Source organism: Sphingosinicella rhizophila (assembly GCF_032378825.1).
In the GTDB taxonomy this organism is placed as follows: Bacteria; Pseudomonadota; Alphaproteobacteria; order Sphingomonadales; family Sphingomonadaceae; genus Allosphingosinicella; species Allosphingosinicella rhizophila.
This window is the reverse complement of the sequence record NZ_JAVUPU010000002.1, coordinates 556643-582594: the sequence shown is the minus strand read 5'-3', so window position 1 is coordinate 582594 and position 25952 is coordinate 556643. Positions and strand designations below refer to the sequence as shown.

Genomic DNA, 25952 nt, shown 5'->3' with positions numbered 1-25952 from the left:
AAGCTTTCAGCAAATGAAAGTTTTGCGCTCCTCCTGCGAGGATCGTCGCTTCAATGGGCGAAAAAGCAGGAACCTCCCCAAGCAGCTCCTCCCAACATTCGTCAAAGAGCCGAGGAACAGGATTGCGAATTATCGATTATCCTACTATCTGCGCTTATCGAGCGTGATATTTTCTGTTTCAGATAATTTTGATTGACGACAAAGCGACGACCTGTAGGGACGTGTGCCGGCCAAATGGCGAATCGTCCGACAGACCGAGGAAATCACGAATATGACGAAAGAGAGCTTGGTGCTCCGCGACCCCTTCGATCAAAACCCGCTGGATTGGACCCACAAAGGCATTCCGCCTGTTGCGGAGGGATTGTCCCGCGCGGCCATTCGAGACCTCAACCTCCATCTCTTTACCGACGACTTCCTGTTCCCTACGGCGGTATTGCAGCAGCCGATATTGGAGGCGAACAGCCGCTGGATGATGAATTTCCTGCGGCGCTTCGGCGCGGACTTCGCGCCCCATGGCAAGACGACGATGAGCCCCGACCTCATGAACATGCAGTTGCGGGACGGCGCATGGGGGCTGACCGCGGCAACGGTGCATCACGTCAGGGCCTATCGCCGATGGGGCATCCGCCGCATCATCCTTGCCAATCAGCTGATCGGTGACGGCGAGACGCGCTGGATTGCGCGCGAGCTGCTCGACGATGCGGATTTCGACTTCTACTGCCTGGTGGACTCGGCGGAGGCCGCGAGGAACATCGCGGCCTGCCTGCGCCAGCAGGGCTTGAAGCGGCCGCTGAACCTGCTTCTCGAAGTCGGCGCGAAGGGCGGCCGAGCCGGTGTCCGTTCCGTTGACCAGGGAATGGAGGTTGCAGCGGCGGTGGCCGGACTGCCCGAACTTGCCTTGCGCGGCGTCGAAACGTTCGAGGGCCTGTTCCAGACCGCGCCCGACGGCGATCAGCGGGCACGGCGGATGCTGGACATGGTCGTCGCCCTCGCCGGCCGCTGCGTCCAGGACACTCTCTTTGCGCCGGGCGAGATATTGCTCACCGGCGGCGGCTCGGGACTGTTCGATCTGGCGACGGAGATCCTGGCAAATCACGATGTCGGCCGGACCGTGAGGGTGGTGATCCGGTCGGGATGCTATCTGGTCCATGACGACGGCATGTACAAAATGCTGTTCGAAAAGCTCCGGCGGCGTATCGGCCCCTGTCCCGAGCTCGAAGGAGGTCTCAAGTCCGCTCTGCAGGTCTGGGCGCGCGTCCAGTCCAAGCCCGAGCCCGGCCGGATGATCTGCGCGCTGGGCAAGCGGGACATTGGCGAGGATTGCGGCCCTCCCATGCTCGTCGGCCGGTTGAAGCGCGGAGATCAGATTGTGCAGCCCCCTCCCCCCGGCCATGTCGTGACGGGACTCAATGATCAGCATGCCTATGTGGAAGGCCCTTGCGAGGATTTCGCCATCGGGGACTTGGTGGCCTTCGGCGTTTCCCACCCTTGCACCACCTTCGACAAATGGCGGTCCCTCCTGGTCGTGGACGGGGACCATCGGGTCATCGATGTCATTCGGACATATTTCTGAACGTGCGGCTCCGCTCCGATCAATCGCCAAGGAAAGGTATCTGACATGCTTCCCACACGGGTGACCGCGGCGGCCGTGAGTCTCGCGATCCTGGCGTCGGCAACATCCGGCCAAAGCCAGACGCATTCGGCTGCCGACATCCGGTCCGAAGCCCCCAAGATTGGCGCCTGGGGCATGGACTTGGAAGGCATGGACAGAGATACGGCGCCGGGCGACAGTTTCTACCAATATGCGAGCGGCCGTTGGGATCGGCGGACCGAGATCCCGTCGGATCGGGCTCGATGGGGCGGCTTCGACATTCTACGCGATCTGTCGGATCAGCGCGTTCGCCTGATATTGGAAGATGCCGCCAGGGCCAGCGCGTCGGCCGGGACGGAGCTCAGGAAGATCGGCGATTTCTACGCCGGCTTCATGGATGAAGAGGCGATCGAAAGACGCGGCGCCGATCCCCTGCAGCCTTATCTGGGGGCGATCGGAAAAATCGCGAGCCGCACCGACCTTGCCCGCGCGCTTGGCGAGGCCAACCAGGCCGGCGTCGCCGTCCCGATCAATCTCAGCGTCAGGCAGGATTATAAGGATAGCAGCCTTTATGCGGCCTATCTTTCCCAAGGCGGATTGGGGATGCCCGACAGAGATTATTATCTTCAGGACGGCAGCGAAAAATTTGCCTCACTGCGCGATGCCTATGTGCATCATGTCGCGGCCATGCTTCGGCTGGCAGGCCTGTCGGAGCCGGAAGCGCGTGCGCGGCGCATTTTCGACCTCGAGACGAAAATCGCGAAGGCCCATTGGAGCAGGGTCGAACAGCGCCACCTCGACAAGCTCCATAACCCGATGAGCCGGGCCGAGCTCGACCTCAAGATGCCCGGATTCCCCTGGCCAATCTATCTCGCCGCCGCCGGTGCCGGGAAGCAGGGCAGCTTCATCGTCGCCCATCCCAGCGCGATCGCCGGCGCGGCGTCGCTCCTTCAATCGGAGCCGCTCCAGAACTGGCGCGACTATCTGTCCTACCAGACGATCTCGGCCGCCGGGCCGATGCTGTCACGGCCATTTGTCGAGCAGGATTTCGCGTTCAAGGGCCGGGCGATCCAGGGAACGCCGGAGCTCAAGGAGCGCTGGAAAAGGGGAACGGATCTCGTCGGCACTATGATGGCCGAGGCGGTCGGCCGAATTTATGTCCGACGCCACTTTCCGCCGGAAGCCAAGGCCAAGGCCGACGAGCTCGTCCGGAATCTCATCGCCGCCATGGACGCGAGGCTCGCTCGTCTCGCCTGGATGAGCCCCGCCACCAAGGCGAAGGCCCGCGCCAAGCTCGCAACGTTCAAACCCAAGATCGGATATCCCGACACTTGGCGGGACTATTCAAGGCTGCGGATCGTCGCCGGCGACAATCTGGGCAATATGATGCGCGCCAAGCGGTTCGAATATCAGCGCAACCTCGACAAGCTCGGTAAGCCGGTGGCGCGCGACGAGTGGATCATGTCTCCGCAGACGGTCAATGCTTATGCCAATCCGTCGCTGAACGAGGTGGTGTTCCCGGCCGCCATCCTGCAGCCACCCTTCTTCGACCCGAATGCGGACATGGCCGTCAATTACGGCGCGATCGGCGCGATCATCGGCCACGAGATCAGCCACCATTTCGACGACCAGGGCCGAAAATTCGACGCGGAAGGAAATCTCTCCGAATGGTGGAGCCCTGAGGACCTCAGCCGCTTTCAGGCCCTTTCCGCCCAGGTGGTTGCGCAATATGCCGCCTACGAGCCGGTTGCCGGCACCCACGTCAACGGCGAACTCACGCTTGGCGAAAACCTGGCCGACCTGGCCGGCCTCAACATGGCCTATGACGCCTACAAGCTCTCGCTGAACGGCAAGACCGATGCGGTGAACGACGGTTTCAGTGGCGACCAGCGTTTCTTCCTGGGTTTCGCGCAGATCTGGCGCACCAAATATCGCGCACCAGCCTTGCTCCAGGTTCTGACGATAGATCCGCATTCGCCCAATCATCTGCGCGTCAACGTGGTGCGCAATCTTGATTCCTGGTATTCGGCGTTCGGCGTTACGAAAGGGGCGCTCTATCTGGCACCCGAAAACCGGATCCGGATCTGGTAGCCGTTCCCGCGCGGCGGCATCAGGGAATGATGCGCCGGTTCCTCAATTCCTCGAAAATGCCGAGGAACATCGCCTTGGTGTCGACGAATTCGTGGAAGCCGAACCGGCGCGCCTTCGATCCGTCGGCGATCACGTCATAATCCCAACCGAAGACGAAGTCGCCGAAACGCCAGGACGAAACTTCCTCATAGCGTGTCGGCACAAGGCCATGTTTTTCGATCATCGCGCCCCAGAGCGACGCCTTGTCGGACATGATGTCCTCGAGCGCCATCGGCAGAGGCGGCGCGGCCTCGATGCCGAACGCGTCCGCGATTGCCGGCCACATTTCGCTCCAGCGGAAGAGATCGCCATTGTTGATGTTGAACGCCTGGTTCGCGCAAGCGGGATCGGTCGCCGCCCAGACCGTGGCCCGGGCAAGCAAACAGGCGTCAGTCATCTCGATGAGACTGTGATAGGCGCCCGGGCCGCCGGGAAAGCGAAGCGGCAAACCCAACTCCTTCGACATGGCGGCATAGACGGCGATCACCATGGCCAGATTCATAGGGTTGCCGAGCGCGAACCCGCATACGACCGAGGGACGGAGGGCCGTCCAGGTCCATCCTTTCCCGCGCTGCCTTTTCTCCAGCCAATCCTGCTGGTCGATGTTGAATTCGGGCGGCATATGGCCGGGATCGCTTTCCCGGGCCGGGGTCTTGAACGGTCCGAGATGCGCGCCATAGACTTTGTAGCCCTGCATCAGGCTCACATGCCGCAGGCGCGGCGACGCCCGTTCGACGGCGGTTACGGAATTGACCAGCATCGCCAGATTGGGAGCGACCAGTTCGGCCCAGCGCGGCCGGTCCTGATAGGCCGCATAGAATATGTGGGTGACCTCCGACAGGCTGCCGAGCTTTGCCGCCACATTCGATTGGTCGAGAAGATCGACCGAGACGTGCCGGACGCGGCCGAAGCTCGTGCCGCCGCGGCGTGAAACGCCGATAATCTCCCAATTGCCCGATCGCTCCAGATGATCGACCAGGTTGCGCCCGATCACACCCTGCGCGCCCATGACGAGCGCCACCTTGTCCGCCGACCTTGTCATCTTGATCCTCCAAAAGTCCTGGCGAGACTCTAGGCTGTGCATGCACAGGTTGTGAGTTTGAGTTTATGCGCTCATAATGTGCGTCAATGCACAATGAGATCGACTGGTCGGACCTTCAATATGTCCTCGCTGTGGGCCGTCACGGCTCGTTGGCGGCGGCCGCCCGCGCGCTTTGCGTCAGCCACACGACGGTGCTGCGGAGGATCGCGCGGTTCGAGGGCGCGCACGGCATCCGCCTGTTCGACCGCCTGCCCTCGGGCTATGCGCTCACCGCCGGCGGCGAGGAGTTGCTCGCCGCAGCCCAGTCGGTCGCGGACATGGTCACCACGCTTGAACGCCGCCTCGCCGGCCGGGACCTGCGGCTGGAGGGACTGATCCGAGTCACCACTATCGACACTTTGATGGTCTCGCTATTGCCCCCGATCCTTGCCGGCTTTCAGGCGGAACACCCTGCAGTCCGGCTCGAGGTTTCGGTGACCACCGCGGTCGCCAACCTCACCCGGCGAGACGCCGATGTCGCCATCCGGGTCTCGGCCGACCCGCCCGGCACGCTGATCGGACGCCGCATCGCGCCGGTGGGAATGGCAGTCTACCAGGCTGTCGGGTTGGAAACCTTGCCGAACGAGGATGAATGGCCGCAGCAAAGATGGATCGGGACATCGGACGCGTTATCGGAAACAGCGATAGCGCACTGGATGCACAAACGTCTTTCAGGCACGGAAATGGTGCTGCAGGCGGATAGCATCGTGACGATGGCGGAAGCGGCGGCAGTTGGAGTTGGGCTGGCCCCCCTCCCATGCTATCTGGGCGACGCGATGCCCCGATTGCGGCGCGTCTCAAGAGGAACGATCGCGCCCGGGACGCAGCACCATTTATGGGTGCTCACTCATGAGGACCTTCGTGGAACCGCCAGGATCCGTACTTTCACGGCCTATGTTTCCGAGGCACTAATCCTCGAGCGTCACAGGATCGAGGGCGGAGCTGACGCCCTCCGAAATTGCCCCAGTCAATAGGATCCTTAGCGCTCCACATAAGCGTGGCCGAGCGCCAGATAGCTTTGACGGCACCGGACGCGGCCATCGGCGTCGAACATCCAGACATCTGCGAAGCGGACATTGCGTGCGTCTCCGGCTGCGCCCCGCCCCCGAAATTCACCCGTCGCCGCCACGCTGTCCCCGTCGGTCCAGATGCGGTCGATCACATGCTCGCCCCTGATCTGGCGGTCCTCGCGAAAGAATTTGGAGATGGCGGCGATGCCGTCATAGGTCGCGTCAGCCCGTTCGTAGACTGCGTCCGGCGCGAACAAGTCCACCACCCAATCGACGTCCACGGCGTCGATCCGGCGATAATATTCGCGGATCAGCGGTTCATGGCCCACACCATCCTGCCTCGGCCCGTCTCCCATGAAACCCATTCTTCCCTCCGAATCGACGCGGGGAGAATCGGCCAGACCACGGGTAATTTCATTGACAAAAATGATCATGTTCAGGCTATGATGGTTATTAATTTATCTGTTAATCGCGGTATACGGTAATGAAATTACCCTTGGATAATGTCGACAAGGCCATCCTCGCAATGCTGCAGGAAGACGGATCGCTTTCGATCAGCGAATTGTCGGACCGGCTGGGCATGACCCCGCCTCCGGTCTGGCGCCGGGTTCGACGACTGAAGAATGAAGGCGTTCTCGAACGCCAGGTCTGGACGGTGAACGCCGAAGCGGTCGGCGTAAACCTGATCGTTTATGCGACGATCAGGCTGGCGGCGCACGATCCCGAGGCGGTGCGCGCGTTCCGCGACCAGATCCAGGCGTGGCCCGAAGTGCTCGAATGCTACATCCTGCTCGGCGAGATCGATGTTCTGGTGAAGATCGCGGTCGCCGACATCAAATGTTACGAGGAATTCTTCTTCCAGAAACTCTCCCAGCTATCCGTCGTCCGGGAGGTGAATTCCAGCGTCGTCGTCAGCAATATCAAGAATACGGCGAGCCTGCCGCTGACCTTTATCGGCCAGCCATGATCTCGAAGGACCTTGAAAAACCTGAGGCGAAATCTGGTTGTGGAAGCCCCTTTTTGTCCTGCCTGGGATCAAAATCAGGGCAAGGCATATCCGGCTGGCGGGCGGCGCCGCAAGGACTATCCTCCTGCCTTGGAATGACATTCATCCTGTCTGGGCTTCTGGCCGACGTCGCGCCAGGATAACTGGACAGGATCCGGCCGCCGATCGCGGCCCGTGAACGGAGGCCGCGACCAGTCTGGATCGACCGGATCAATAGGCTTTTTGAACCCAGCCGTGCGGATCGGGCGCATTGCCGCGCTGGATGTCGGTCAAGGTCTTGCGCAATTCCTTAGCGACCGGTCCGGCACCGCCGTCTCCAATCTTGAAATTCCCGTCCACGCTGCGGACCTCGCCGACGGGCGTGATGACTGCTGCAGTGCCGCAGGCAAAGGTTTCACGCAGGCGACCGCTCTCGGCATCCGCGCGCCATTGATCGATCGCATATGGGCTCTCGCTGACCTTGATGCCCCTGTCGCGGGCTATGGTGAGCAACGAGTCACGGGTGATGCCTGGAAGGATGGTGCCGAGCGGCGGCGTGTTGATCGATCCATCATCGAAGACGAAGAACAGGTTCATTCCGCCAAGCTCGTCCACCCAGCGTCGCTCGACCGCGTCGAGGAAGACGACCTGATCGCAGCCATTCGCCACCGCCTGCGCCTGGGGCAGCAGGCCGGCCGCATAATTACCGCCACATTTCGCGGCACCGGTCCCGCCGGGCGCGGCCCGGGTATAGTCGTTCGAGACCCAGATGGTGACGGCATCCTTGCCGCCCTTGAAATAATTTCCTGCCGGCGAAGCGATCACCAGGAACAGATATTCGGAGGACGGCCGGACGCCGAGCATCACCTCGCTGCCGAACATGAAGGGGCGCAGATAGAGGGCGCCTTCGCCCGACGGGACCCAATCGCGGTCGATGCTGACGATCTGGCGAACGGCCTCGAGGAAAAGCTCCTCCGGAATGAGCGGCATTGCCAGCCGTTCAGCCGATTGACGGAAGCGCCGCGCATTCGCGTCAGGGCGGAACAGGACGGCACCGCCGTCCTGCGTCCGATAGGCCTTCATGCCTTCGAAGATTTCCTGAGCGTAGTGGAGCACCGAACAGGCGGGATCGATCGAGAGAGGAGCGCGTGCAGTCACTTCGGCGTCGTACCAGCCGCGATCGTCGGAATATTTGATCACCACCATATGATCGGTGAACACGCGACCAAAGCCCGGATCCTCAAGCAGGGTCGCGCGCTCGGCCGCGGAAATGGCCTGGGCGTTCGGTCGCACGTTGAATTGCTGTTTCGCGGCTTTCGCCGTTTCTTCCATCTCTAACACCAGGTCGGCCATGCTTGCTCCTGTGGCCCCGTCCGGGGCATTTCAAACGATGTCGCTGCGGCACATATCAGGTTCCGGCAGCCGGCGGTGCTTTGGCGCGCTTTTTCACCGCCGTCAAAGATCCCGGCTCCCGGCCCTTTTAATCCAGCGGATCAAAGGACCAGGTGGGACGCCCGAAAATCTCAGCTACCATTGAACGAGCGCGGCGCGGCGCTCCTTCTGCTCCATGGCTTTCCGGGCGAACATTTCGGCCAGCGCCTTGCGCCGCGCCTGCCCCGCCGGAGTGACGGCCCTGCCGGCGGCCCGGAGCTCCTCCGTGGCCCTTCTTTCATAATATCTAAGGCTCGATTCCATCGACTTCGCTCCCCGGCGACTCGCATTCCTAACATAGGACATTCCCAAATCAAAAATGTGCGGCAAAGTCAGGCGGGTAGGCCCGCTGCAGAGGCGCGGAGCCGCGACGATTCTGGACAGGGACGGCCATCTCGCAGACAGTCCCGGCCATGACTCTCCTTCCCCGGCCGGCCGCTCTCCTGTTTGTCGCCCTGGCAATGGTCTGGTTCCTCATGCTGCTGTTCGGCGGGCCAGGCTCAGTCCAGGACCTTGGAATTCTCGAAGCGGCAGCGATCGCGGATCTGGCTCCGGCGGCCGGATGGCTGACAATCCTCGGAGGCGGCGCGGTGCTGGTCCCGCTGTCGGTCGCGGTGTCGCTGGCAATGGCAATCCGGGGTGAGAAGCGACGCGCTTTCGTGCTGCTTGGCATGGTATTGGTCGGGCGCCTGCTGGTCGAGGTCCAGAAGATGGCCTTCGACCGAGCGCGGCCCGATCCGGCCGGCCATCTGGTGGCGGTCCATTCGATGGCCTTTCCGAGCGGCCATGCCGCCGGCAGCATGACTGCCGCGCTCGGCATCGCCCTTGTCTGCACAGCCGATCCGGGGATGCGGCGCGGAGCGATCACTCTCGCAGTTCTTTTCGCTTTCCTGGTCGGCGCCAGTCGTCTGGTGCTCGGCGTCCATTGGCCCAGCGACGTCATTGGCGGCTGGACATTCGGTGCGGCCTGGACATTGGCGCTGGTTCGGCTGGCCGGGGCCGATGCGCGCCGACCGGCGGAACGGCAAGCTGACTCCTTCATTGGTGGAATGAAGGAGAAGACGGATGGACAAGAAGAATGACGAGACCAAGGACCGCACCGAAAGCGCGCGCGATCATGACGACAGCGACATCATCGATCGGATGCAAGAGGCCCCGAGCCAAGGCGGCGCCAGCGGACACAATCTCAACCGCGACATCGGCAGCAGGGATGAAATCCGCCAAGAAGTTGGCGACGGTGGCATCACCCGCGCCCGCGGCAGCGACAAGCCCGAGGAAGCCGATCTGCCGCGCTTCAATGAACGCAATTAGGGGACCATAGTCAGTCCCGTGTAGCGGAGGCGGGCATTTCTGATGCTGAACGCCCGGACGGCCCGGCCTCGCTTTGCCGGAACACCAGGATCAGATTGTTGGCCGGCATTTCGAACAGCCGATCGAAGCCAAGCCCGTTCGCTGCGGCTTCGTCCCGGACGCTGTCCAGATCGCGCAGGCCCCATTCGGGATTGCGTGACCGGAGCGACTGATCGAAGGCTTCGTTGCTCGGGGCGGTGGGAACGTCCCTTCGACGATAAGGCCCGTAGAGGATCAAGGGGCCATCATGCGGCAGCAACCGCCCCGCACCGCGCATCAGGCCGACGGTCGCCGTCCACGGGCTGATATGGACCATGTTGATGCAGAGGAGAGCATCGGCCCGCCGCACCGGCCAGGGATCGGCTGCGACATCGAGGATCAGCGGCTCGCGCAAATTGTCGAGCCCGGCCTCGGTCCGCCACGCTGATATCGACGCCAAGGCATCTCTGTCCGGGTCGCTCGGCTGCCAGACGAGATTGGGAAACAGCCGGGCAAAGTAAACGGCATGCTCGCCGGCTCCGCTGGCCAGCTCCAGCACATCGCCATGTCCGGGAAGAATTTCGCGCAGGACCGCCGCAATGGGCTCCCGGTTGCGCTCGGTCGAAGGCGCGCTGAGTTTCATTCCGCCGCCTCAGCCTGCTCCGGCTGCCGATAGACAAGAACGGGCCTCCGTGCCGCCAGCGTCTCGTCGAGCCGCCGGCGCGGGGCATGGACCGGCGCGGCCTTCAGCGACTGGTCGCCCGCCTTCGCCCGCTCGGCGACCGAACGCATCGCGCCGATGAACTGATCGAGCGTCGCCTTCGATTCCGTCTCCGTCGGCTCGACCAGCATCGCGCCATGGACCACGAGCGGGAAATACATGGTCATCGGATGATAGCCTTCATCGATAAGGCCCTTGGCGAGATCGAGCGTCGTCAAATCTCCGGCAAAGCCTTTGTCGCTGAAAAGGGCCTCGTGCATGCACGGCCCGCTCTTGCCAAAAGGCGCGTCGAGCACATCCTCGAGCCGGCGAAGGATATAATTGGCGTTGAGCACCGCATCGCCCGAAACCTGACGCAGGCCATCGGCGCCATGGCTCAGGATATAGGCCATGGCGCGGGTGAACATGCCCATCTGGCCATGAAATGCGGTCATACGGCCAAAGGTCGAGCCATGATGGTCCCCGGCAGTCTCTTCCTCCACCAAGACATATTGGTCCCCCTGCCGTTCGACGAAAGGCAAAGGCGCGAAGGGCGTCAGCGCTTCCGAAAAGACCACTGGGCCCGAGCCCGGCCCGCCGCCGCCATGCGGGGTCGAAAAGGTCTTGTGGAGATTGATGTGCATCGCGTCGATGCCGAGATCGCCGGGACGAACCCGGCCGACGATGGCGTTGAAATTGGCGCCGTCGCAATAGACGAGGCCGCCCGCCGCATGCACCGCTTCCGAAATCGCGGCCATGTCCGGTTCGAACAGGCCGCACGTATTGGGGTTGGTGATCATCACCGCCGCCACGTCGGGACCGAGCCTCGCCTTCAGTGCGTCGAAATCGACCCGGCCGCGATCCGTCGCCGGGATGCTTTCCACCCGATAACCGACGAAAGCCGCGGTGGCGGGATTGGTGCCATGGGCGCTTTCGGGAACCAGGACGACCGCGCGCGCGTCGCCCCGCGCTTCCAGCGCGGCGCGGATGGCGAGCAGGCCGCACAATTCACCATGCGCCCCGGCCTTAGGGCTCATCGCCACCGAATGCATACCGGTCAGCGTCACCAGCCATTCGCCGAGCATGCGAATCAGAGCCAGCGCGCCCTGCACCGTGTCGGTGGGCTGCAGCGGATGGATGTCGGCGAAGCCGGGCATGCGCGCCACTTTCTCGCAGAGGCGCGGATTGTGCTTCATGGTGCAGGAGCCGAGCGGGAACAGACCGAGGTCGATCGCATAATTCTGACGGCTGAGCCGGGTATAATGGCGGACCGTCTGCGGTTCCGAGAGACCCGGAAGGCCGATCGGGCGGTTGCGCTCCAGGCCCCCGAGCCGGTTGACCGTCTGGGGCGCGGGCGCCAGATCGACCCCGGTGCCGCCTCGCTCGTCCATCTCGAAGATGAGCGGCTCTTCCAGCATCAGCGCCCGATTGCCGGTCCACGTTTGGGGCGGCATAATCTCGCCCGCTTCGGGGCGGGTCGGGCGACCTTCTCGATTCATGCTCATGCCAGCGCCTCCCCAAGAGCGTCGGCGAGCGCCTCGACATCCTCATCCATGACGGTTTCCGTGACAGCGACGACGAGACCGTTCTGCAACGCCTCGATTCCCGGATAAAGGCGGCCGAGAGACACGCCGCCCAGCACGCCGCGTTCCGACATCGTGCGAACTACCGGCCGCGCCTCCCGCGGCAGCCGCAAGGTGAATTCGTTGAAGAAGCCGGCCGTGACCAGTTCCACCCCAGGCAGCTGGGTCAGCCGATCCGCCGCCTGCACCGCCTTGGCATGGTTGATCGCCGCCAATCGCCTGAGACCGGTTTCGCCGAGCAGGGTCATGTGGATGGAGAAAGCAAGCGCGCACAGGCCGCTGTTGGTGCAGATGTTGGACGTGGCCTTTTCCCGCCGGATATGCTGCTCGCGCGTCGACAAAGTGAGAACGAAGCCGCGCTTGCCTTCGGCGTCCACCGTCTGGCCGGCCAGCCTGCCGGGCATTTGCCGGACATATTTGTCGCGGGTCGCGAACAGGCCGACATAAGGCCCTCCGAAATTGAGACCGACGCCGATCCCCTGCCCTTCGCCCACGACGATATCGGCGCCCATCTCACCGGGCGAACGGATCAGGCCGAGCGCCACCGGCTCGGTGACGACGACGATCAGCAGGGCGCCCGCCGCATGGACCCGTTCCGCCAGTTCCGACAGATCGGCGATACGGCCCAATATGTCCGGATATTGAACGACGACGCTGCTCGCCTCTCCGTCGACGGCCGCGAGCAGACGCGCCATGTCCGTCTCGCTCGTCAGTTCCGGCGACGCCGTCTCGAGCAGGTCGCCGGTGAATCTTGCCATGGTCTTCGCGACCGAGACATAATGAGGATGGAGACCCGAGGAAAGGATCGTCCGGGATCGCCGGGTGATGCGCCGGGCCATGCCGATCGCCTCCCAGCAGGCGGTCGAGCCGTCATACATGGAAGCATTGGCGACATCGCAGCCATAGAGGCGCGCCACCTGGGTCTGGAATTCGAACAGCGCCTGGAGCGTCCCTTGCGCAATTTCCGGCTGGTAGGGCGTATAACTGGTAAGGAATTCGCCCCGCTGGATCAGATGATCGACGCTCGCCGGGACATGATGGCGATAGGCGCCGCAACCCAGGAAGAAGGGCACCTCGCCGGCGACGAGATTACGGCGCGCCAGCGCCGAAAGCTGCCGCTCGACCGCAAGCTCGCCGGCATGGTCGGGCAGACCCTCGATTGGCCCGGACAGCCGTGCGGCCTTCGGCACATCGACGAAGAGATCCTCGATCGAACCGGCGCCGATCGCGCCGAGCATGGCTTGCCGATCATTTTCGGCGAGCGGAAGATAACGCATCAATCGGGCTTTCTCATCGTGAAGCGAAGACGGACATAATCGGCGAACCAGCTGCCGTCGGGACGCTGAAGCTGGGAAGCGAGGCGGCGCTCGATGGCGGCGGCAACCTCGTCGCGCGCCGAGGGCGAAACGCCTGCAATATCCAGCCAGCCCGCGCGGAACGTCTTGACCCATCCGCTCACGCCGGCAGGAAGGGGCGTCGGTCGCGGGATCAATTGGGCACGGATATTCACGAAGCCGGCGGCCTCATAGAGGCGAACGAATTCGTCGATGCCGGGATACCATTGGGGATCGTCGGCCGGCATGGAATAGCCCCGCGCAACCAGTTCGTCCCTGATGCCTTGGCGCAGGGTCGCGATATTGCCTTCCCCTCCCATTTCCCCGACGAAGCGCCCGCCGGGCTTGAGGACCTTGAACAGGCCCGCGGCGACAGCGCCCGGATCGAGCATCCAGTGCAGAGCGGCATTGGAGAAAGCGGCATCGAACTGGCCGAAGCGAACGACCTGGCTGTCGAGGTCGAGGGATTGGGCATCCGCGACGAAGGCGTCGACCCCCTTCGCACGCGCAGCCTCGACCATCGCTTCCGAGGCATCGAGGCCGATCACCCTGGCGCCGGCCGCCGCGATTTCGGCGGTCAGCACGCCATCGCCGCAGCCGAGATCGAGAATGATCTCGCCAGGCCGCGGATCGAGCAGCGCCAGCGCCGCCGCGCCAAGCGCGGGGACGAAGGCGGCATTGGTCGCATAGTCCGCCGGGGACCAGACCGAGGCCGCATTGGGAACCTTCGCGCTCATTGGCTTTCGCAATAGGCCTTATACTCTTCCGCACCCATGAGCCCGTTGAGCTGATGATTGTCGGACAGGAATATCTTGAAGAACCAGCCTTCGCCTTCCGGGTCGCTGTTGACGAGAGACGGATCTTCTTCGAGCTTCTGATTCCCTTCGGTGACCTGACCGCTGACAGGAGCGTAGACGTCGGACGCGGCCTTCACCGATTCCACCACGGCCGCTTCGCCGCCCTGGACGAACTGCGTGCCGGCCGCAGGTATTTCAACGAATACGATATCGCCAAGCTGACCTTGCGCGAAATCGGTGATGCCGACGGTCGCGACATCGCCTTCGACCGACAGCCATTCGTGATCCTTGGTATAGTAGATGGTCATATCCCTGTTCCCTTGCGCTGATATCGGTGGGGGACGAAGGGCATGGCAACGACCTCCGCCCGGAATATCCTGCCCCGCTGGGTGAGCGTGATCGCCGTTCCCGGCGCGGCTGACGCGGCGGGAACATAGGCCATGCCGATCGGCGTCTCGAGCGTCGGCGAGAAACCGCCGCTGGTGACTTTTCCGACTTCACTGCCCTCGCCGTCCACCACCAGCGCGCCCTCGCGCACCGGTTGCCGGCCTTCGACCACGAAACCGACACGGCGACGGATCGGCCCCTCCTCCAATTCCCGGAGGATCCGCGGCCAGCCGGCAAAGCCGCCATCGCCGCGTCGCCTTTTCGATATGGCAAAGACGAGATCCGCCTCGACCGGCGTGATCCCGGGATCGAGATCATGTCCATGGAGCGGAAGGCCAGCTTCGAGGCGGAGCGAATCGCGGGCACCCAGGCCGATCGGCTTCACTTCGGGTTGATCCGCAATCAAATCCGCGATCGTCGCGGCCCTTCCGGCGGGAATGGAAATCTCGAATCCATCCTCACCCGTATAACCCGATCGACTGATCCATGCGGTGACGCCGCCAAACTCGAAGGAGCCGGCGGTCATGAAACGGAGTCGATCGACGCCGGGCACCAGCCGCTCCAGCGCTGCCGCGGCACGCGGGCCCTGCAGAGCCAGCAAGGCCTGCTCCTTCATATGATCGACGACGACGTTGCGCGGCAATTTCTCTCGGAGATAATCAATGTCTTTCTGGCGGGTGGCGCCGTTCACCACCACGTACCAATGATCGCCGCGCCGCGTGATCATCAGATCGTCGACGATGCCGCCGGCCTCGTTGAGCAACAGCGAATAGCGGAGGCGCCCTTCGTCCAATATGGCAAGATCGGCGGGAAGAAGGCTTTCCAGCCCCTTTTCGGCTTCCGGGCCGGCGACGATCAGCTGGCCCATGTGGCTGACGTCGAATAGCCCGGCCTGCTCGCGGGTCCAAAGATGCTCGGCGATTATGCCTTCATATTGGATCGGCATGACATAGCCGGCGAACGGGACCATGCGGGCGCCATGAGCCGAGTGCCACGAATCGAGAGGAAGAAGGGCCGGTGGGGTGTCGTTCATGTCCCAGACTCCAAGGCGATGACGGAACAGGATGCCGCGGCACCCGGTTCCATTCTTCACCCCCTCTGTCCTGGGACCTGAGAGCTTTCACCGCCGCATTGGCGGTTTACCCCTTCGGTGGGAAGCTGCGAAAAATTCCGCACCATCCGCTTTCCAGAGTGTCTTGAGCCCGTGCGGTCCGGTCTGCCTGAGAGATTCCGGGGCGGTTGCTCCTTCGGCGGCAACGGACAAAGTCCATTACACTCTCCCGCACGGTCACCAGCGGTTTCCCGCCGAAGACAATTTAGCTGTGGCCGCAGTGCACGGCCGAGTCAACGCGGTTGGAACAATTATCGCGTGGCGTTGTAGCGCAGCTGATCCTCGGTCAGCTGAAAGCCGATCAGAAGCTCGAAGCTGGCATTCTGCACAGCCGCCCGGACATTCGGATCCGCCATCGGATCGATTGCCGCATCGGCATCGCCGGGCTTGCGCTGACGCGTGATCTGACGCCTTATATCCTCCGGAAGGGCGGCAGCCGAGGCGAGCACCCTGCCGGTTGCGCTGCCGGTCGCACTCGCACGCGCCTGCCCGTCGGCAAAGCGAAGACTGACGCGGCTTAGGCTCTTGGAGACGACGTTGCTGCCGGCCTGCACGACCGTCGCGAAATAAGGCAGCACAACCTCTCTATCACCGCGCGTGTCGCGGCGCAGCGCCTGGATGTCGAAGGTCACGTTGCTGACGATATGTTCGCCGGATTCGTCGCAGGTCGTCCGGATGTTGGTGATGTTGGCGACGACATCAATGGCGCTGGCGTCACGGCTACTTTCCGGGTTGAAGAGCGTAACGTCGCCGGTGGCCGCCGGAATCGCGACAGCAGGACAGGCCGAGCGGGTAATCGTGATTCCTGTCGCGGTGAGCTGACCATCGGAGCTGCAGCCGGCGACGAGCAATATTGTCAGGGCGGCGGCCGCCGCTTTAAGCTTGAACACGTGTTTCGGACCCTCACTCTCACGGCATGGCGGCATGCACTACCCGACCGCCCGGATCATAGGAAGCGGGTTTCGCTGAGGCAAGCAATGGCGTAGATGCGCCGCGATGACGATTTCCAAGGCATCACTCAGTCTGCTCATTGCCGCGCCGCGGGGCTTTTGCGCCGGTGTCGACCGTGCGATCCGGATCGTCGAGCTGGCCATCGAACGCTATGGCGCGCCCGTCTATGTCCGTCACGAAATCGTCCACAACAAATATGTGGTCGACGATCTTCGGGCCAAGGGTGCCATCTTCGTCGCCGAGCTGGACGAGGTTCCGGACGGTGTGCCCGTGGTATTTTCCGCCCATGGCGTACCCAAGGCGGTGCCCGCGAAGGCCGACGAACGGGGCCTCGATTATCTCGATGCGACCTGCCCGCTCGTTTCCAAGGTCCATCGCCAGGCCGAAAGATTCGTGGATCAGGGCCGGCACATCCTCTTCATCGGTCATGCGGGCCATCCGGAAGTCGTCGGCACGTTCGGCCAGGTCGACGAAGGCCGCATGACGCTCATCGAAACGGCTGCCGACGCGGAGTCGGTCGCGCCGCCGGATACGGACAATCTCGCTTTCCTGACCCAGACCACCTTGTCGGTAGACGATACCGCGGAGATCATCGGCATCCTCGAACGCCGCTTCCCGGCGATCAAAGGTCCGGTCGGCGAAGATATTTGCTATGCGACCTCCAATCGCCAGGCGGCCGTGAAGGAGATTGCGCGCCGGGCGGATGCGGTTCTTGTCATCGGTGCGCCCAACAGCTCCAATTCCGTGCGGCTGGTCGAGGTCGCCAGGCGCGAAGGCGCCCGGGCGGTACTGATCGAACGCGCCGACGATATCGATCTCGACTGGCTGGAGGGCGTGACCACGCTTGGTATTACCGCCGGCGCTTCGGCGCCCGAGACATTGGTGCGGGAAGTCGTGGAGTGGCTCGGGCAGAAGTTCGACGTGCATCACCAAGAAAACCAGGGCATTGTCGAGCGCATGGTTTTCAAGCTGCCCAGGGGACTGGAAGCTGCCTGAAAGTCAGTTAACGCAGGTGGAGATTTTCACCGACGGAGCCTGCAAGGGCAATCCGGGGCCTGGCGGCTGGGGTGCGGTCATCCGCTCCGGCGGCCGCGAGAAGGAATTGTCGGGCGGCGAGGCGCTGACGACGAACAACCGCATGGAGTTGCTGGCGGCGATCAGGGCGCTGGAAGCACTGAAGCGCCCGTGCCGCGTCGCGCTGACGACCGATAGCGTCTATGTGCGCGACGGTATCACCAAATGGATATTCGGCTGGCAGAAGAATGGCTGGCGGACGGCCGACAGGAAGCCGGTCAAGAATGCCGATCTGTGGCAGGAGCTGTTGGATGCGGCCAGGCCGCACCAGATCGAATGGCATTGGGTGAAAGGCCATGCCGGTCATCCGGAAAACGACCGCGCCGACAAGCTTGCCTGCGACGCCGCGCTTCAGTTCCTGAACCGCTCCGCGAGATAAGGCGACGGATCGATCGCGGCTATCGAAGGATCGGCACCACCGCCCAGGAGCAGGAACGCGGCGAGCATGGAAGCGGCGGGTGCAGTCTGGATCCCGAAACCTCCCTGCCCGGCGAACCAGAAGAAATCCCTGCGGCCGGGCGGAAAACCATAGATCGGCAGTCGATCGGGAGCGAAGCTGCGAAGGCCGGCCCAGCGATGCTCGACACGCTCGACCTGCCAGTCGACCGCCTGCTGCAGCCGGTCAATGGCGAGCGCCACGTCATATTCGTCGGGGCTGATGTCGCAAGGATCGCTCGGCGTCTCGTCATGCGGACTGAGCCAGAGCCGCCCGCCCGCTTCGGGCTTGAAATAGAAACGCTCCAGCGCGTCGAGCACGAGCGGGAGATCGGGCGGTGCGGGCGGATCGACACGGAGCTGCGCGATCGTTCGCCGATAGGGTGTGACGCCAAGCGGTTCCGCTCCGGCCAGACCGGCCACCTGGTCGGCCCAGGCGCCTGCTGCATTGATCAGCACATCGCAGGCGAACGGCCCGACACCGGTTTCGAGCGACCAATTCTTCGCAGTCTTGCGGGCAGCCATCAGGGGAGCCGATGCAACCAGCAACGTCCCGTTGGCACGAGCGGCCTTCAAATAGAAGGAATGGAGGGCAGCAACGTCGATATCGGCGCAGCTTCGTTCCCAAAGCCCACTGTCCCAATCCGGCCTGAGGCCCGGCACGATGCGGCGAAGGGTGGCGGCATCGACCGGCTCCAGCGGGGCCTCGCTCCCGGAAAATCGATCCCGGAGGCGGCCGAGAGCCTCATGTCCTTCGGCACGGGCGATATAGATGGCGCCCCTCGGCCGCAGAAACCCATCGGCCAGAAACGGCCCCGAAGCCATGGTAAGCGGCTGGATCAGCGGGCCTCCATAGCTCGGAGACCAGAAGGCCGCGGAGCGGCCGGTGGCATGGTAACCGGGCTGATCCTCGGCTTCGAGGAGCAGGACCGTCGCACCGCCGGAGGACAATTCAGCGGCGAGGCTCGCTCCCGCCATCCCGGCGCCTACGACCGCGAAATCGAAGCGGCGGCTCATCGCGGCGCATGCGATTGCAGAAAGGTGTCGATCCGGGAGAGCGCCGGCAGGCGGATTCGATCCTCTTCCCGCAGGATCTCATGCCCGGAATCCTTGAACATCAGCAGCTCGGCACCCGGGATCAGAGATGCCGCCCGCCGGATCGCCTTGGCACTGACCAGCCGGTCGCACTCGGTACCGAGCAGCAGCAATGGCGTTTCGACCTTTGCGAGTGCGCGCGGGCCGAGCGATGCCGAGGAACGATATGCGGCATTGAGCCATCCCCAGCTGGGCGCTCCCAAATTGTAGCCGGGTTCGCGGCCCCACCACCAAAGCTCTTCCAGATAACGATCCCGACTGCCGGTCAGATAGATCTGGCGCTTAGAGCCCGCCCCCGACGGCACGTCAGGCGTGCGCCAGGCAGGCCTCTTGCCGGCACCGATGAGGGTCAGGAAGAATGCGAGCCAGCGGGCCAGCCAAGCGGGCAGCGGCGCACTGTTGAGACCCAGCATCGGCGCGACCAGAATCGCGGCCGCCAGCTCCGGCCGGCGCTCGACCAGCAAGCGCAGCAATATATGGCCGCCCATCGAATGACCCACTACGACATGGGGCCCACAAACCTGCGCTCGCCAATCCTCGACCAAAGACGCCAAGTCCTCGACCAGCGGATCGAGGCTGTCGAGATGCCCGCCGGACGTCTTGCCGCGCGAGGCACCCTGTCCGCGCCAATCGAAGGCCGTGAGATTCCAGCCCTGATCGTACCAATGACGGTAGATTTCGATATATTTCTCGATGAAGTCACCGCGTCCGCCAGCGAAAAGGATGCTGCCGCGCGCCTGGGCCGGGTCCGGCTGAAGCCAGTCCAAGCGGCGATACGCCCAGCCATCGGGCGCCTTCCATTCGGCAAATGACACTTCGGGCGGAAGAATGCTGCGGCGGTGGATTTGCGGCTCCATCGCGGCTGGTTACGGTTTTGAAAGCAAGTCCGTCTAGTGGTCGCGACCATGCATGGGGGCTTTTCCTGGATCCTGATCGCCATATTGGCCGCGGCGCTCGCCCTGGCGGCCGCGCGCGACTGGCAAAGCCGGATCATCCCCAACTGGCTGAACGGCAGCATCGCCCTTCTCGCCATCCCGTTCTGGTGGTCCATCGGTCTCTCCTTGTGGCCCGATATCGTGCTGCAGCTGGCCGTCGGCGCAACCTTGCTCGGCCTGTTCTCGCTTGCCTTTGCGGCCGGCCTGATGGGTGGCGGCGACGTCAAGATGCTGGCGGCCCTCGCCCTTTGGCTGCCCCCGCTGGAAATGCTGCAATTGCTGCTGATAATGTCCGCCGCCGGCGGTGTGCTCACTCTGGTAATGATGATTTCGCACCGGCTGGCGAAATCGGCGAACCCGCTCGAGATCCCCTATGGCATCGCCATCGCCTTCGCCGGATTTTGGGTGATTAGCGAACGGATTCTTAACCAATTTGCGTGAAGATTGAACCCAGCTTTTCGAAAGCGGGCAGGAGGCGACTGAGGTCATGGATGTGAAAAAGATCGCGCTATTGGTTGGCGCGCTAATCATTGCTGCGGTGACTGCGATCACCGCCAAGAACATGTTTAGCGGCGCATCCGCCCCCAAGGCCGAGGCGAAAGCCATGGTCCCGGCCGGTCCGCAAGTGCTGGTCGCGACCCGCTCCTTGCCGGTCGGCACCCTCATCGATGCGGAAGCGCTTCGCTTCCAGACATGGCCGGAAGGCCTTGTCCAGCCCGCATATTACATCAAGGGCGAAGGCGCCACGGATCCGGTCGAGCTGATCGGCACGGTGGTCCGCACGGAGATCACGGCCGGACAGCCGGTGACCCAAGGATCGCTCATCCAGCCGGGCGAACGCGGCTTTCTTGCCGCAGCGCTCGGGCCTGGCATGCGCGCCGTCACGGTCAGCGTGTCCGATACGGGCAGCGTTGCCGGGTTCGTCTTTCCGGGCGACCGCGTCGACATCGTCCTGACCCAGGAGGTGAATGGCGGTGGCGACGGTCCGCCGCTCAAGGTTTCGGAGACCGTGATCCGCAACATCCGCGTGCTGGCGACCGATCGCCGCACCAATGTGATGAACGAGAGCGGAAAACCGGTGCCCCAGAATATCTCGATGGTCACGTTCGAGGCGACGCCGCGGATCGCGGAGAAGATCGCCGTGGCGCAAACCTTCGGATCGCTTTCCCTGTCGCTGCGCCCGCTGGCCGATACCACGGCCGAGCTGGAACGCGCCATCGCGTCCGGTGAGGTGAATGTGCCTGAGGGCGAAGATCCGAAGGCCGAGAAGCGCATGCTCCTCGCCATCGCCAACAAGCCGAGCGACGGCAATTCGACCTATACGGTCGGCGCCGACGTCTCACGCTTCCAGCGTAGCACCGTTCCCCCGAAGGCGCCTGCCGCAGACGCCGGCACCGGGAGCGGTTCCGCGGTCACCACGACAGGCCAGTTGCTCAAGCCCACTGGTCCTACCGTCCGCGTCGCGCGCGGCAACAACGTCACCGATGTTCCGGTGGGAGCCAAATAAGATGACCAAGATGAACACGATAAGCCGCTTTTCGCTCGGCACGGCAATCGCCGCGTTCGTCGCGACTGGCATGGCGGGGACCGTTCCGGCACCGGCACTGGCCCAGAGCCAGGCGGTGAAGCCGACCAACACGGTGCCGATTTCCGCGGGAACCGGCCGGTTGGTCCGCCTGGAACGTCCGATCACCGATCTGTTCGTCGCGAACAGTGACATTGCCGATGTGCAGGTCAAATCCGCGAACCAGATCTACATCTTCGGCAAGGGCACCGGCGAAACCTCGGTCTTCGCCACCGATCGTGCCGGGCGGACGGTCTATTCCGCCACGGTTCGTGTCGGCCCGAACATCGCCTCGATCGAAGAATTGCTGCAGGTGGCCATGCCGGAAGCGAGGCTCCAGGCCCTTCCGATGAACAACACCGTGCTGCTGACGGGAACCGTCGCCGCACCGGTCGACGTCGAGGAAGCCGCGCGGATCGTGCAGGCCTATGTCGGCGAAGGCGTCCAGGTCATCAGCCGGATCAAGACGGCGACCCCCTTGCAGGTCATGCTCAAGGTGAAGATCGCCGAGGTGAACCGCACACTGTCGCGCAACATCAACACCAGCATCCAGACCCTGGACCAGACCGGCGGCTTCAACTTCGGCCTGTTCACAGGTCGCGACGCCGGCAATATCCTGCCTGGCGGCGGCGGCACGATCACGCCGGGAGAAGGAACGACGATCGGCGGCCTGGGCCGTCTCTTCGGCCTCGACGTCCTCGGCGCCCTGGACCTTGCGGAGCAGAACAACCTCGTCACGACGCTCGCCGAACCGACGCTGACTGCCGTGTCCGGCGAAACGGCAAGCTTCCTGGCCGGCGGCGAGTTTCCGATACCGATTGCCCAGGGTCTCAACGCGACCACGGTCGAGTTCAAGCAATATGGTGTCAGCTTGTCCTTCACGCCGATCGTCCTGGAAGGCGGCAGAATCTCGATGCGGGTGCGTCCGGAGGTTTCGGAAATCTCCAGCAATGGCGCCGTCATCCTCGACGGCACGCGCATTCCCGCGCTGACGACCAGACGCACGGAAACAACGGTCGAACTCGGCTCCGGTCAGAGCTTCATGATCAGCGGCCTGCTCAGCAATAGCGGCAACAATTCGACGGCCAAGACCCCCTTCCTCGGCAATCTTCCGATCCTGGGCGCCTTGTTCAAATCGAACAGCTTCCAGCGCAACGAGACCGAGCTGGTGGTTGTCGTCACGCCTTATCTGGTCAAGCCGGTCAATGCCGGGGACATTGCGCTGCCAACCGACGGCTTCGCCTTCCCGACGACCGCCCAACGCATGCTGATCGATCGCGACGAAGTCGGCCGCAACAATGCGCCGCGGCCCGAGCCCACCATGGCCGGCCCGCAGGCGGCGGCTCCGGGTGTCGGCCCATCGGCGGCCCTCTCCGCTCCGACGGCACGGCAGCAGGCGGCGCGCCGCGAGCAGCAGGCGCCGGCCAATCCCGGCTTCAGCTTCTGACGAGCGACTGAAAGGACAGCTAATCATGGCACGCACGCTCTCTATTGCAGCCCTTCTCGCTCTTTCCGGCACCGTCGCCGCATGCTCGCCGTCCGGCGGAGATGTCGCGTCCGCGTCGAACCGGAGCCTTTACTCGGTCAACCAGCCCGTCGTTCAGCGCACCGATTACGTGCTCGATCTTTCGGCCCCGGGCGGACGCCTTCCGACATCCGAACAGGCGCGTCTCGCCGACTGGTTCGAAACGCTCGGCCTCAGCTATGGCGACCATGTCTGGGTGGAAGAGGCCTACGGCCCCACCCCCAGCCGTGACGATGTCGCCAATCTGGTGGGCGATTACGGCTTGTTCCTGGACGAAAGCGCGCCCGCGACGTCCGGCCAGGTCCAGCCCGGCTCCGTTCGCGTCATCGTCGGACGAAGCGTCGCGACCGTTCCCGGCTGCCCCAATTGGGATACCAGCTGGCGCAGCGGACCGACCCCCACTTCGACCAATTATGGCTGCGCCACCAATTCCAATCTTGCTGCCATGATCGCCGACCCCGTGGATCTCGTCCTCGGCAAACCTGGCAGCGGAACCGATCCCAAAGATGCTGCCAAGCCGGTCAAGGTCTATCGGGACAAGCCAGCGACCGTCGGGGCCGTCAAATCAGAAAGCACAGGGGGAAAGTAATGAACGCGCCCTTTCACGGTTCGCGCGGAGCCGCGCTTCGCGATCCATTCACGGCTTTCGTCTGTGACGAAGCCACGGCTGAAATGCTGCGGCCGATCGCCGTCGAGCATGGCTGGGCACCCGAGAAGGTCAACAAGGGAGGGTTGCGCAATGCGGTTCAGTCCCTCTCCGTCTCGGCAAGCCCCAACATCCTGTTCGTCGACCTCTCGGAGTCCGGAGACCCGTTGAACGACATCAATGCATTGGCCGAAGTCTGCGAGCCCGGGACGGTGGTGATCGCCGCCGGCCAGGTCAACGACGTGCGTCTATACCGCGACCTGGTTGCCAGTGGCATCCAGGATTATTTGCTCAAGCCGTTCACGGCGGATCAGCTGCGCGACGCGTTCGCCAATGCGCAGATGACGATCTCCGGGCCCCGTCTCAACGAGCAGTCGACCGAGAGGGCGCATCTGATGGCCGCCGTCATCGGCGTTCGCGGCGGTGTCGGCGCCTCAACCGTCGCGGCTTCGCTTGCCTGGCTGATGGGCGACAAAGCCGGTCGCTCCACGGCCTTGCTCGACCTCGATATCCATTTTGGGACCGGCGCCTTGTCGCTGGATCTCGAGCCTGGCCGGGGCCTCACGGACGCGATCGAAAATCCGAGCCGTATCGACGGCCTCTTCATCGAACGCGCCATGGTGCGGGCGAACGAAAAGCCCAGCGTCCTTTCTGCCGAAGCGCCGATCAACCAGCCGCTGATCAATGACGGCACTGCCTTCTTCCAGCTGGAGGAAGAAATCCGCAATGCGTTCGAGGCTACGATCCTGGACCTGCCGCGGTCGATGCTCGTTCAATATCCGCATCTGGTGCATGACGTTCACGTGGCGGTGCTGGTGGTCGAATTCACCCTTGCCGCTACCCGCGATGCGATCCGCATTCTTTCCTGGCTGCGCAGCAATGCGCCGGACGCCCGGGTGATCGTGGTCGCCAATCGTGTTCCATCGGGGTCGCTGGAGATCAGCCGGAAGGATTTCGAACAGTCGATCGAACGCAAGGTCGACATCGTCATCCCTTATGATCAGAAGGCGGCGGCCCAGGCGGCCAAACTCGGTCAGCCGATCGCCAAGGTCGGAGGAAGTTCGAAAATCTCCCAGCCCTTCGCCCAGCTGGTGGGAGCGAGCATCGCCACCGTCGAAGATGGCGGAGGCGATCAGGACGGCGACGAGGTCGGATCCTCTCTGCTCGGCAAGCTCAATCTGAAGTCGCTCGTCGCCAAGAAGCCGAAGGAAAAGGCCGCCGCGTGAGTGGTTCGTGAAGGCGGCCCTCAGGCTGGTCTCGAGGAAGTAAAGGACAGGATGTGCCAAGCTTTGAATTGCTGACCCTGATGGCCGGACTGTTCGGCACCCTCGCCTTGCTGTATTTCGGCTTGTCCGGCCCGTCCGTGTCGAAGGCGCAGGTTCGTCGTCTCGACGACGTCAGGGAGCGCCATAGCAAGTCGAGCGAGGTTGCGGCGCAGGCGCAGCTGAAGCGAATCCTCGCGACCCGCCAGGCGACCAGGATGGACGGCTGGGCGCAAAGCCTGATCCCCAATCCCGCCCTTTTGACCAAACGGCTTCACCAGACGGGCAAGCCGATCACGCTGACCCAATATGCGTTGGGCTCCGCCGGTCTCGGCCTGCTCGTTGCCGGAGGGCTCAGCTTTCAGGGCCTGCCGGTCTTCCTGGCGGTCCTGCTCGGCATGTTCGTCGGCATCGGCCTTCCTCATTTCGTCATCGGCAAGCTCATCAAGCTTCGCATCGCCAGATTCACCTCGAAATTCCCGGATGCGATCGAACTGATGGTGCGGGGCCTTCGCTCCGGCCTGCCGATCTCCGAAACCATGGGAATCGTCGCGGACGAGGTGCCGGGCGCGGTCAGCGAGGAATTCCGCAGCGTTTCGGACAAAATGAAGATCGGCCGCACGATGGAATCCGCCCTTCAGGACACGGCCGATCGGCTGGGCACTCCGGAGATGCAATTCTTCGTCATCACCCTCGCCATACAGCGCGAGACCGGCGGCAATCTGGCCGAGACATTGTCCAATCTTGCCGACGTGTTGAGGAAGCGCGCCGCGATGAAGCTCAAGATCAAGGCGATGTCCTCGGAATCCAAGGCTTCGGCCTGGATCGTCGGCTCGCTGCCCTTCATCGTCTTCATCCTCATCTGGTTCATCAACGGCAAATATATGCAGGATTTCTTCGTCGATCAGCGGCTGATGATCGCCGGCGGCGGCGGCCTGGTCTGGATGGGCATAGGCGTCTTCATCATGTCCAAGATGATCGATTTCGAAATTTAAG

27 protein-coding genes and 1 riboswitch are annotated in these 25952 nt (G+C 63.4%); of the genes, 14 read left to right on the top strand and 13 right to left on the bottom strand.

Annotated features, from left to right (window positions below):
- The first annotated feature begins 271 nt into the window (after positions 1-271).
- Positions 272-1573 (top strand): alanine racemase, encoded by a 1302-nt coding sequence (locus RQX22_RS05895; protein WP_315724521.1) that lies wholly within the window; start codon positions 272-274, stop codon positions 1571-1573.
- Between the two features lie 45 nt (positions 1574-1618).
- Entirely contained in the window at positions 1619-3682 is a 2064-nt protein-coding gene (locus tag RQX22_RS05890) for a M13 family metallopeptidase (protein WP_315724519.1), read from the top strand.
- A 19-nt stretch (positions 3683-3701) separates the two neighbouring features.
- Here the strand turns inward: RQX22_RS05890 and RQX22_RS05885 are convergent, their stop codons facing one another.
- Complete coding sequence (locus RQX22_RS05885) at positions 3702-4763, bottom strand: SDR family oxidoreductase (protein ID WP_315724517.1); 1062 nt, start codon at positions 4761-4763, stop codon at positions 3702-3704.
- An 86-nt stretch (positions 4764-4849) separates the two neighbouring features.
- On the opposite strand from RQX22_RS05885, the gene RQX22_RS05880 reads away from it, so the two are divergent.
- Positions 4850-5776 carry a LysR family transcriptional regulator gene (locus RQX22_RS05880; protein WP_315724515.1) on the top strand — a complete coding sequence of 309 codons (927 nt, stop codon included), beginning with the start codon at positions 4850-4852 and terminating at the stop codon, positions 5774-5776.
- 5 nt (positions 5777-5781) lie between these two features.
- Here RQX22_RS05880 and RQX22_RS05875 read toward each other — a convergent pair whose 3' ends face one another.
- A complete protein-coding gene (locus RQX22_RS05875; protein ID WP_315724514.1) occupies positions 5782-6246 on the bottom strand; it encodes a nuclear transport factor 2 family protein in 465 nt (154 codons plus the stop codon).
- A 50-nt stretch (positions 6247-6296) separates the two neighbouring features.
- Between RQX22_RS05875 and RQX22_RS05870 the strand changes: the two genes are divergently transcribed.
- Positions 6297-6779, top strand: a complete 483-nt coding sequence (locus RQX22_RS05870) for an Lrp/AsnC family transcriptional regulator (protein ID WP_315724512.1) — start codon at positions 6297-6299, stop codon at positions 6777-6779.
- A gap of 249 nt (positions 6780-7028) precedes the next feature.
- Here RQX22_RS05870 and RQX22_RS05865 read toward each other — a convergent pair whose 3' ends face one another.
- Together RQX22_RS05865 and RQX22_RS05860 are read right to left on the bottom strand one after the other, a co-directional pair.
- Positions 7029-8150 carry a branched-chain amino acid aminotransferase gene (locus tag RQX22_RS05865; protein WP_410001599.1) on the bottom strand — a complete coding sequence of 374 codons (1122 nt, stop codon included), beginning with the start codon at positions 8148-8150 and terminating at the stop codon, positions 7029-7031.
- Positions 8151-8324: 174 nt separating this feature from the next.
- On the bottom strand, positions 8325-8492 hold the full coding sequence (locus tag RQX22_RS05860) for a hypothetical protein (RefSeq protein ID WP_315724511.1): 168 nt from the start codon (positions 8490-8492) through the stop codon (positions 8325-8327).
- 149 nt (positions 8493-8641) lie between these two features.
- Between RQX22_RS05860 and RQX22_RS05855 the strand changes: the two genes are divergently transcribed.
- Both RQX22_RS05855 and RQX22_RS05850 read left to right on the top strand, forming a co-directional pair.
- Positions 8642-9310 carry a phosphatase PAP2 family protein gene (locus tag RQX22_RS05855; protein ID WP_315724509.1) on the top strand — a complete coding sequence of 223 codons (669 nt, stop codon included), beginning with the start codon at positions 8642-8644 and terminating at the stop codon, positions 9308-9310.
- Positions 9294-9539, top strand: coding sequence for a hypothetical protein (locus RQX22_RS05850; RefSeq protein WP_315724507.1), 246 nt, complete (start codon positions 9294-9296; stop codon positions 9537-9539). Before RQX22_RS05855 ends, RQX22_RS05850 begins: the two co-directional genes overlap by 17 nt.
- Before the next feature lie 10 nt (positions 9540-9549).
- On the opposite strand, the gene RQX22_RS05845 is transcribed toward RQX22_RS05850, so the two are convergent.
- The 7 genes from RQX22_RS05845 to RQX22_RS05815 all read right to left on the bottom strand — a co-directional run bounded on the left by RQX22_RS05845 (position 9550) and on the right by RQX22_RS05815 (position 16359).
- Positions 9550-10200, bottom strand: coding sequence for a DUF938 domain-containing protein (locus RQX22_RS05845; protein ID WP_315724506.1), 651 nt, complete (start codon positions 10198-10200; stop codon positions 9550-9552).
- The gene (gcvPB, locus tag RQX22_RS05840; protein WP_315724505.1) at positions 10197-11762 is read right to left on the bottom strand and encodes an aminomethyl-transferring glycine dehydrogenase subunit GcvPB; all 1566 of its coding nucleotides are present in this window, start codon (positions 11760-11762) and stop codon (positions 10197-10199) included. The genes RQX22_RS05845 and gcvPB overlap by 4 nt, the downstream gene beginning before the upstream one ends.
- Positions 11759-13117: an aminomethyl-transferring glycine dehydrogenase subunit GcvPA gene (gene gcvPA, locus RQX22_RS05835; protein WP_315724503.1), complete on the bottom strand. Its 1359-nt coding sequence runs from the start codon at positions 13115-13117 to the stop codon at positions 11759-11761. Before gcvPA ends, gcvPB begins: the two co-directional genes overlap by 4 nt.
- Entirely contained in the window at positions 13117-13911 is a 795-nt protein-coding gene (locus RQX22_RS05830) for a class I SAM-dependent methyltransferase (RefSeq protein ID WP_315724501.1), read from the bottom strand. The genes gcvPA and RQX22_RS05830 overlap by 1 nt, the downstream gene beginning before the upstream one ends.
- Positions 13908-14279, bottom strand: a complete 372-nt coding sequence (gene gcvH, locus RQX22_RS05825) for a glycine cleavage system protein GcvH (protein ID WP_315724499.1) — start codon at positions 14277-14279, stop codon at positions 13908-13910. The genes RQX22_RS05830 and gcvH overlap by 4 nt, the downstream gene beginning before the upstream one ends.
- The gene (gcvT, locus tag RQX22_RS05820; RefSeq protein WP_315724497.1) at positions 14276-15391 is read right to left on the bottom strand and encodes a glycine cleavage system aminomethyltransferase GcvT; all 1116 of its coding nucleotides are present in this window, start codon (positions 15389-15391) and stop codon (positions 14276-14278) included. Before gcvT ends, gcvH begins: the two co-directional genes overlap by 4 nt.
- Before the next feature lie 164 nt (positions 15392-15555).
- A riboswitch (glycine riboswitch) is annotated at positions 15556-15651 on the bottom strand.
- A gap of 69 nt (positions 15652-15720) precedes the next feature.
- The gene (locus tag RQX22_RS05815) at positions 15721-16359 is read right to left on the bottom strand and encodes a hypothetical protein (protein ID WP_315724496.1); all 639 of its coding nucleotides are present in this window, start codon (positions 16357-16359) and stop codon (positions 15721-15723) included.
- A 106-nt stretch (positions 16360-16465) separates the two neighbouring features.
- Here RQX22_RS05815 and ispH point away from each other — a divergent pair, with 106 nt between their 5' ends.
- Positions 16466-17416 (top strand): 4-hydroxy-3-methylbut-2-enyl diphosphate reductase, encoded by a 951-nt coding sequence (gene ispH / locus RQX22_RS05810; protein WP_315724494.1) that lies wholly within the window; start codon positions 16466-16468, stop codon positions 17414-17416.
- Between the two features lie 16 nt (positions 17417-17432).
- The gene (gene rnhA / locus RQX22_RS05805) at positions 17433-17873 is read left to right on the top strand and encodes a ribonuclease HI (protein WP_315724493.1); all 441 of its coding nucleotides are present in this window, start codon (positions 17433-17435) and stop codon (positions 17871-17873) included.
- Here rnhA and RQX22_RS05800 read toward each other — a convergent pair.
- Both RQX22_RS05800 and RQX22_RS05795 read right to left on the bottom strand, forming a co-directional pair.
- Positions 17846-18946, bottom strand: coding sequence for an NAD(P)/FAD-dependent oxidoreductase (locus RQX22_RS05800; protein ID WP_315724491.1), 1101 nt, complete (start codon positions 18944-18946; stop codon positions 17846-17848). The genes rnhA and RQX22_RS05800 overlap by 28 nt on opposite strands.
- Complete coding sequence (locus RQX22_RS05795; protein WP_315724490.1) at positions 18943-19881, bottom strand: alpha/beta hydrolase; 939 nt, start codon at positions 19879-19881, stop codon at positions 18943-18945. The genes RQX22_RS05800 and RQX22_RS05795 overlap by 4 nt, the downstream gene beginning before the upstream one ends.
- Positions 19882-19917: 36 nt before the next feature.
- Here RQX22_RS05795 and RQX22_RS05790 point away from each other — a divergent pair, with 36 nt between their 5' ends.
- From RQX22_RS05790 to RQX22_RS05765, 6 genes are read left to right on the top strand one after another with little or no spacing between them, the layout of a single operon-like run.
- Complete coding sequence (locus tag RQX22_RS05790) at positions 19918-20400, top strand: A24 family peptidase (RefSeq protein WP_315724488.1); 483 nt, start codon at positions 19918-19920, stop codon at positions 20398-20400.
- 46 nt (positions 20401-20446) lie between these two features.
- Positions 20447-21466 carry a Flp pilus assembly protein CpaB gene (cpaB, locus tag RQX22_RS05785; RefSeq protein ID WP_315724487.1) on the top strand — a complete coding sequence of 340 codons (1020 nt, stop codon included), beginning with the start codon at positions 20447-20449 and terminating at the stop codon, positions 21464-21466.
- A 1-nt stretch (position 21467) separates the two neighbouring features.
- Positions 21468-22970: a type II and III secretion system protein family protein gene (locus RQX22_RS05780; protein WP_315724485.1), complete on the top strand. Its 1503-nt coding sequence runs from the start codon at positions 21468-21470 to the stop codon at positions 22968-22970.
- A gap of 25 nt (positions 22971-22995) precedes the next feature.
- Complete coding sequence (locus RQX22_RS05775; RefSeq protein ID WP_315724483.1) at positions 22996-23637, top strand: CpaD family pilus assembly protein; 642 nt, start codon at positions 22996-22998, stop codon at positions 23635-23637.
- Positions 23637-24920, top strand: coding sequence for a pilus assembly protein CpaE (locus RQX22_RS05770; protein WP_315724481.1), 1284 nt, complete (start codon positions 23637-23639; stop codon positions 24918-24920). The genes RQX22_RS05775 and RQX22_RS05770 overlap by 1 nt, the downstream gene beginning before the upstream one ends.
- A 53-nt stretch (positions 24921-24973) precedes the next feature.
- The gene (locus RQX22_RS05765; protein WP_410001598.1) at positions 24974-25951 is read left to right on the top strand and encodes a type II secretion system F family protein; all 978 of its coding nucleotides are present in this window, start codon (positions 24974-24976) and stop codon (positions 25949-25951) included.
- Position 25952: the final 1 nt, after the last annotated feature.

Bases quoted from the DNA above. Each gene is read 5' to 3' on its own strand.
- gcvPA (WP_315724503.1), bottom strand. From the start codon at position 13,117: ATGCGTTATCTTCCGCTCGCCGAAAATGATCGGCAAGCCATGCTCGGC.
- RQX22_RS05860 (WP_315724511.1), bottom strand. From the start codon at position 8,492: ATGGAATCGAGCCTTAGATATTATGAAAGAAGGGCCACGGAGGAGCTC.
- RQX22_RS05770 (WP_315724481.1), top strand. From the start codon at position 23,637: ATGAACGCGCCCTTTCACGGTTCGCGCGGAGCCGCGCTTCGCGATCCA.
- RQX22_RS05875 (WP_315724514.1), bottom strand. From the start codon at position 6,246: ATGATCATTTTTGTCAATGAAATTACCCGTGGTCTGGCCGATTCTCCC.
- RQX22_RS05895 (WP_315724521.1), top strand. From the start codon at position 272: ATGACGAAAGAGAGCTTGGTGCTCCGCGACCCCTTCGATCAAAACCCG.
- RQX22_RS05855 (WP_315724509.1), top strand. From the start codon at position 8,642: ATGACTCTCCTTCCCCGGCCGGCCGCTCTCCTGTTTGTCGCCCTGGCA.
- RQX22_RS05865 (WP_410001599.1), bottom strand. From the start codon at position 8,150: ATGGCCGACCTGGTGTTAGAGATGGAAGAAACGGCGAAAGCCGCGAAA.
- RQX22_RS05780 (WP_315724485.1), top strand. From the start codon at position 21,468: ATGACCAAGATGAACACGATAAGCCGCTTTTCGCTCGGCACGGCAATC.
- gcvPB (WP_315724505.1), bottom strand. From the start codon at position 11,762: ATGAGCATGAATCGAGAAGGTCGCCCGACCCGCCCCGAAGCGGGCGAG.
- cpaB (WP_315724487.1), top strand. From the start codon at position 20,447: ATGGATGTGAAAAAGATCGCGCTATTGGTTGGCGCGCTAATCATTGCT.
- ispH (WP_315724494.1), top strand. From the start codon at position 16,466: ATGACGATTTCCAAGGCATCACTCAGTCTGCTCATTGCCGCGCCGCGG.
- RQX22_RS05885 (WP_315724517.1), bottom strand. From the start codon at position 4,763: ATGACAAGGTCGGCGGACAAGGTGGCGCTCGTCATGGGCGCGCAGGGT.
- RQX22_RS05880 (WP_315724515.1), top strand. From the start codon at position 4,850: ATGCACAATGAGATCGACTGGTCGGACCTTCAATATGTCCTCGCTGTG.
- RQX22_RS05845 (WP_315724506.1), bottom strand. From the start codon at position 10,200: ATGAAACTCAGCGCGCCTTCGACCGAGCGCAACCGGGAGCCCATTGCG.
- RQX22_RS05870 (WP_315724512.1), top strand. From the start codon at position 6,297: ATGAAATTACCCTTGGATAATGTCGACAAGGCCATCCTCGCAATGCTG.
- RQX22_RS05795 (WP_315724490.1), bottom strand. From the start codon at position 19,881: ATGGAGCCGCAAATCCACCGCCGCAGCATTCTTCCGCCCGAAGTGTCA.
- RQX22_RS05850 (WP_315724507.1), top strand. From the start codon at position 9,294: ATGGACAAGAAGAATGACGAGACCAAGGACCGCACCGAAAGCGCGCGC.
- RQX22_RS05800 (WP_315724491.1), bottom strand. From the start codon at position 18,946: ATGAGCCGCCGCTTCGATTTCGCGGTCGTAGGCGCCGGGATGGCGGGA.
- RQX22_RS05890 (WP_315724519.1), top strand. From the start codon at position 1,619: ATGCTTCCCACACGGGTGACCGCGGCGGCCGTGAGTCTCGCGATCCTG.
- gcvH (WP_315724499.1), bottom strand. From the start codon at position 14,279: ATGACCATCTACTATACCAAGGATCACGAATGGCTGTCGGTCGAAGGC.
- gcvT (WP_315724497.1), bottom strand. From the start codon at position 15,391: ATGAACGACACCCCACCGGCCCTTCTTCCTCTCGATTCGTGGCACTCG.
- RQX22_RS05775 (WP_315724483.1), top strand. From the start codon at position 22,996: ATGGCACGCACGCTCTCTATTGCAGCCCTTCTCGCTCTTTCCGGCACC.
- RQX22_RS05830 (WP_315724501.1), bottom strand. From the start codon at position 13,911: ATGAGCGCGAAGGTTCCCAATGCGGCCTCGGTCTGGTCCCCGGCGGAC.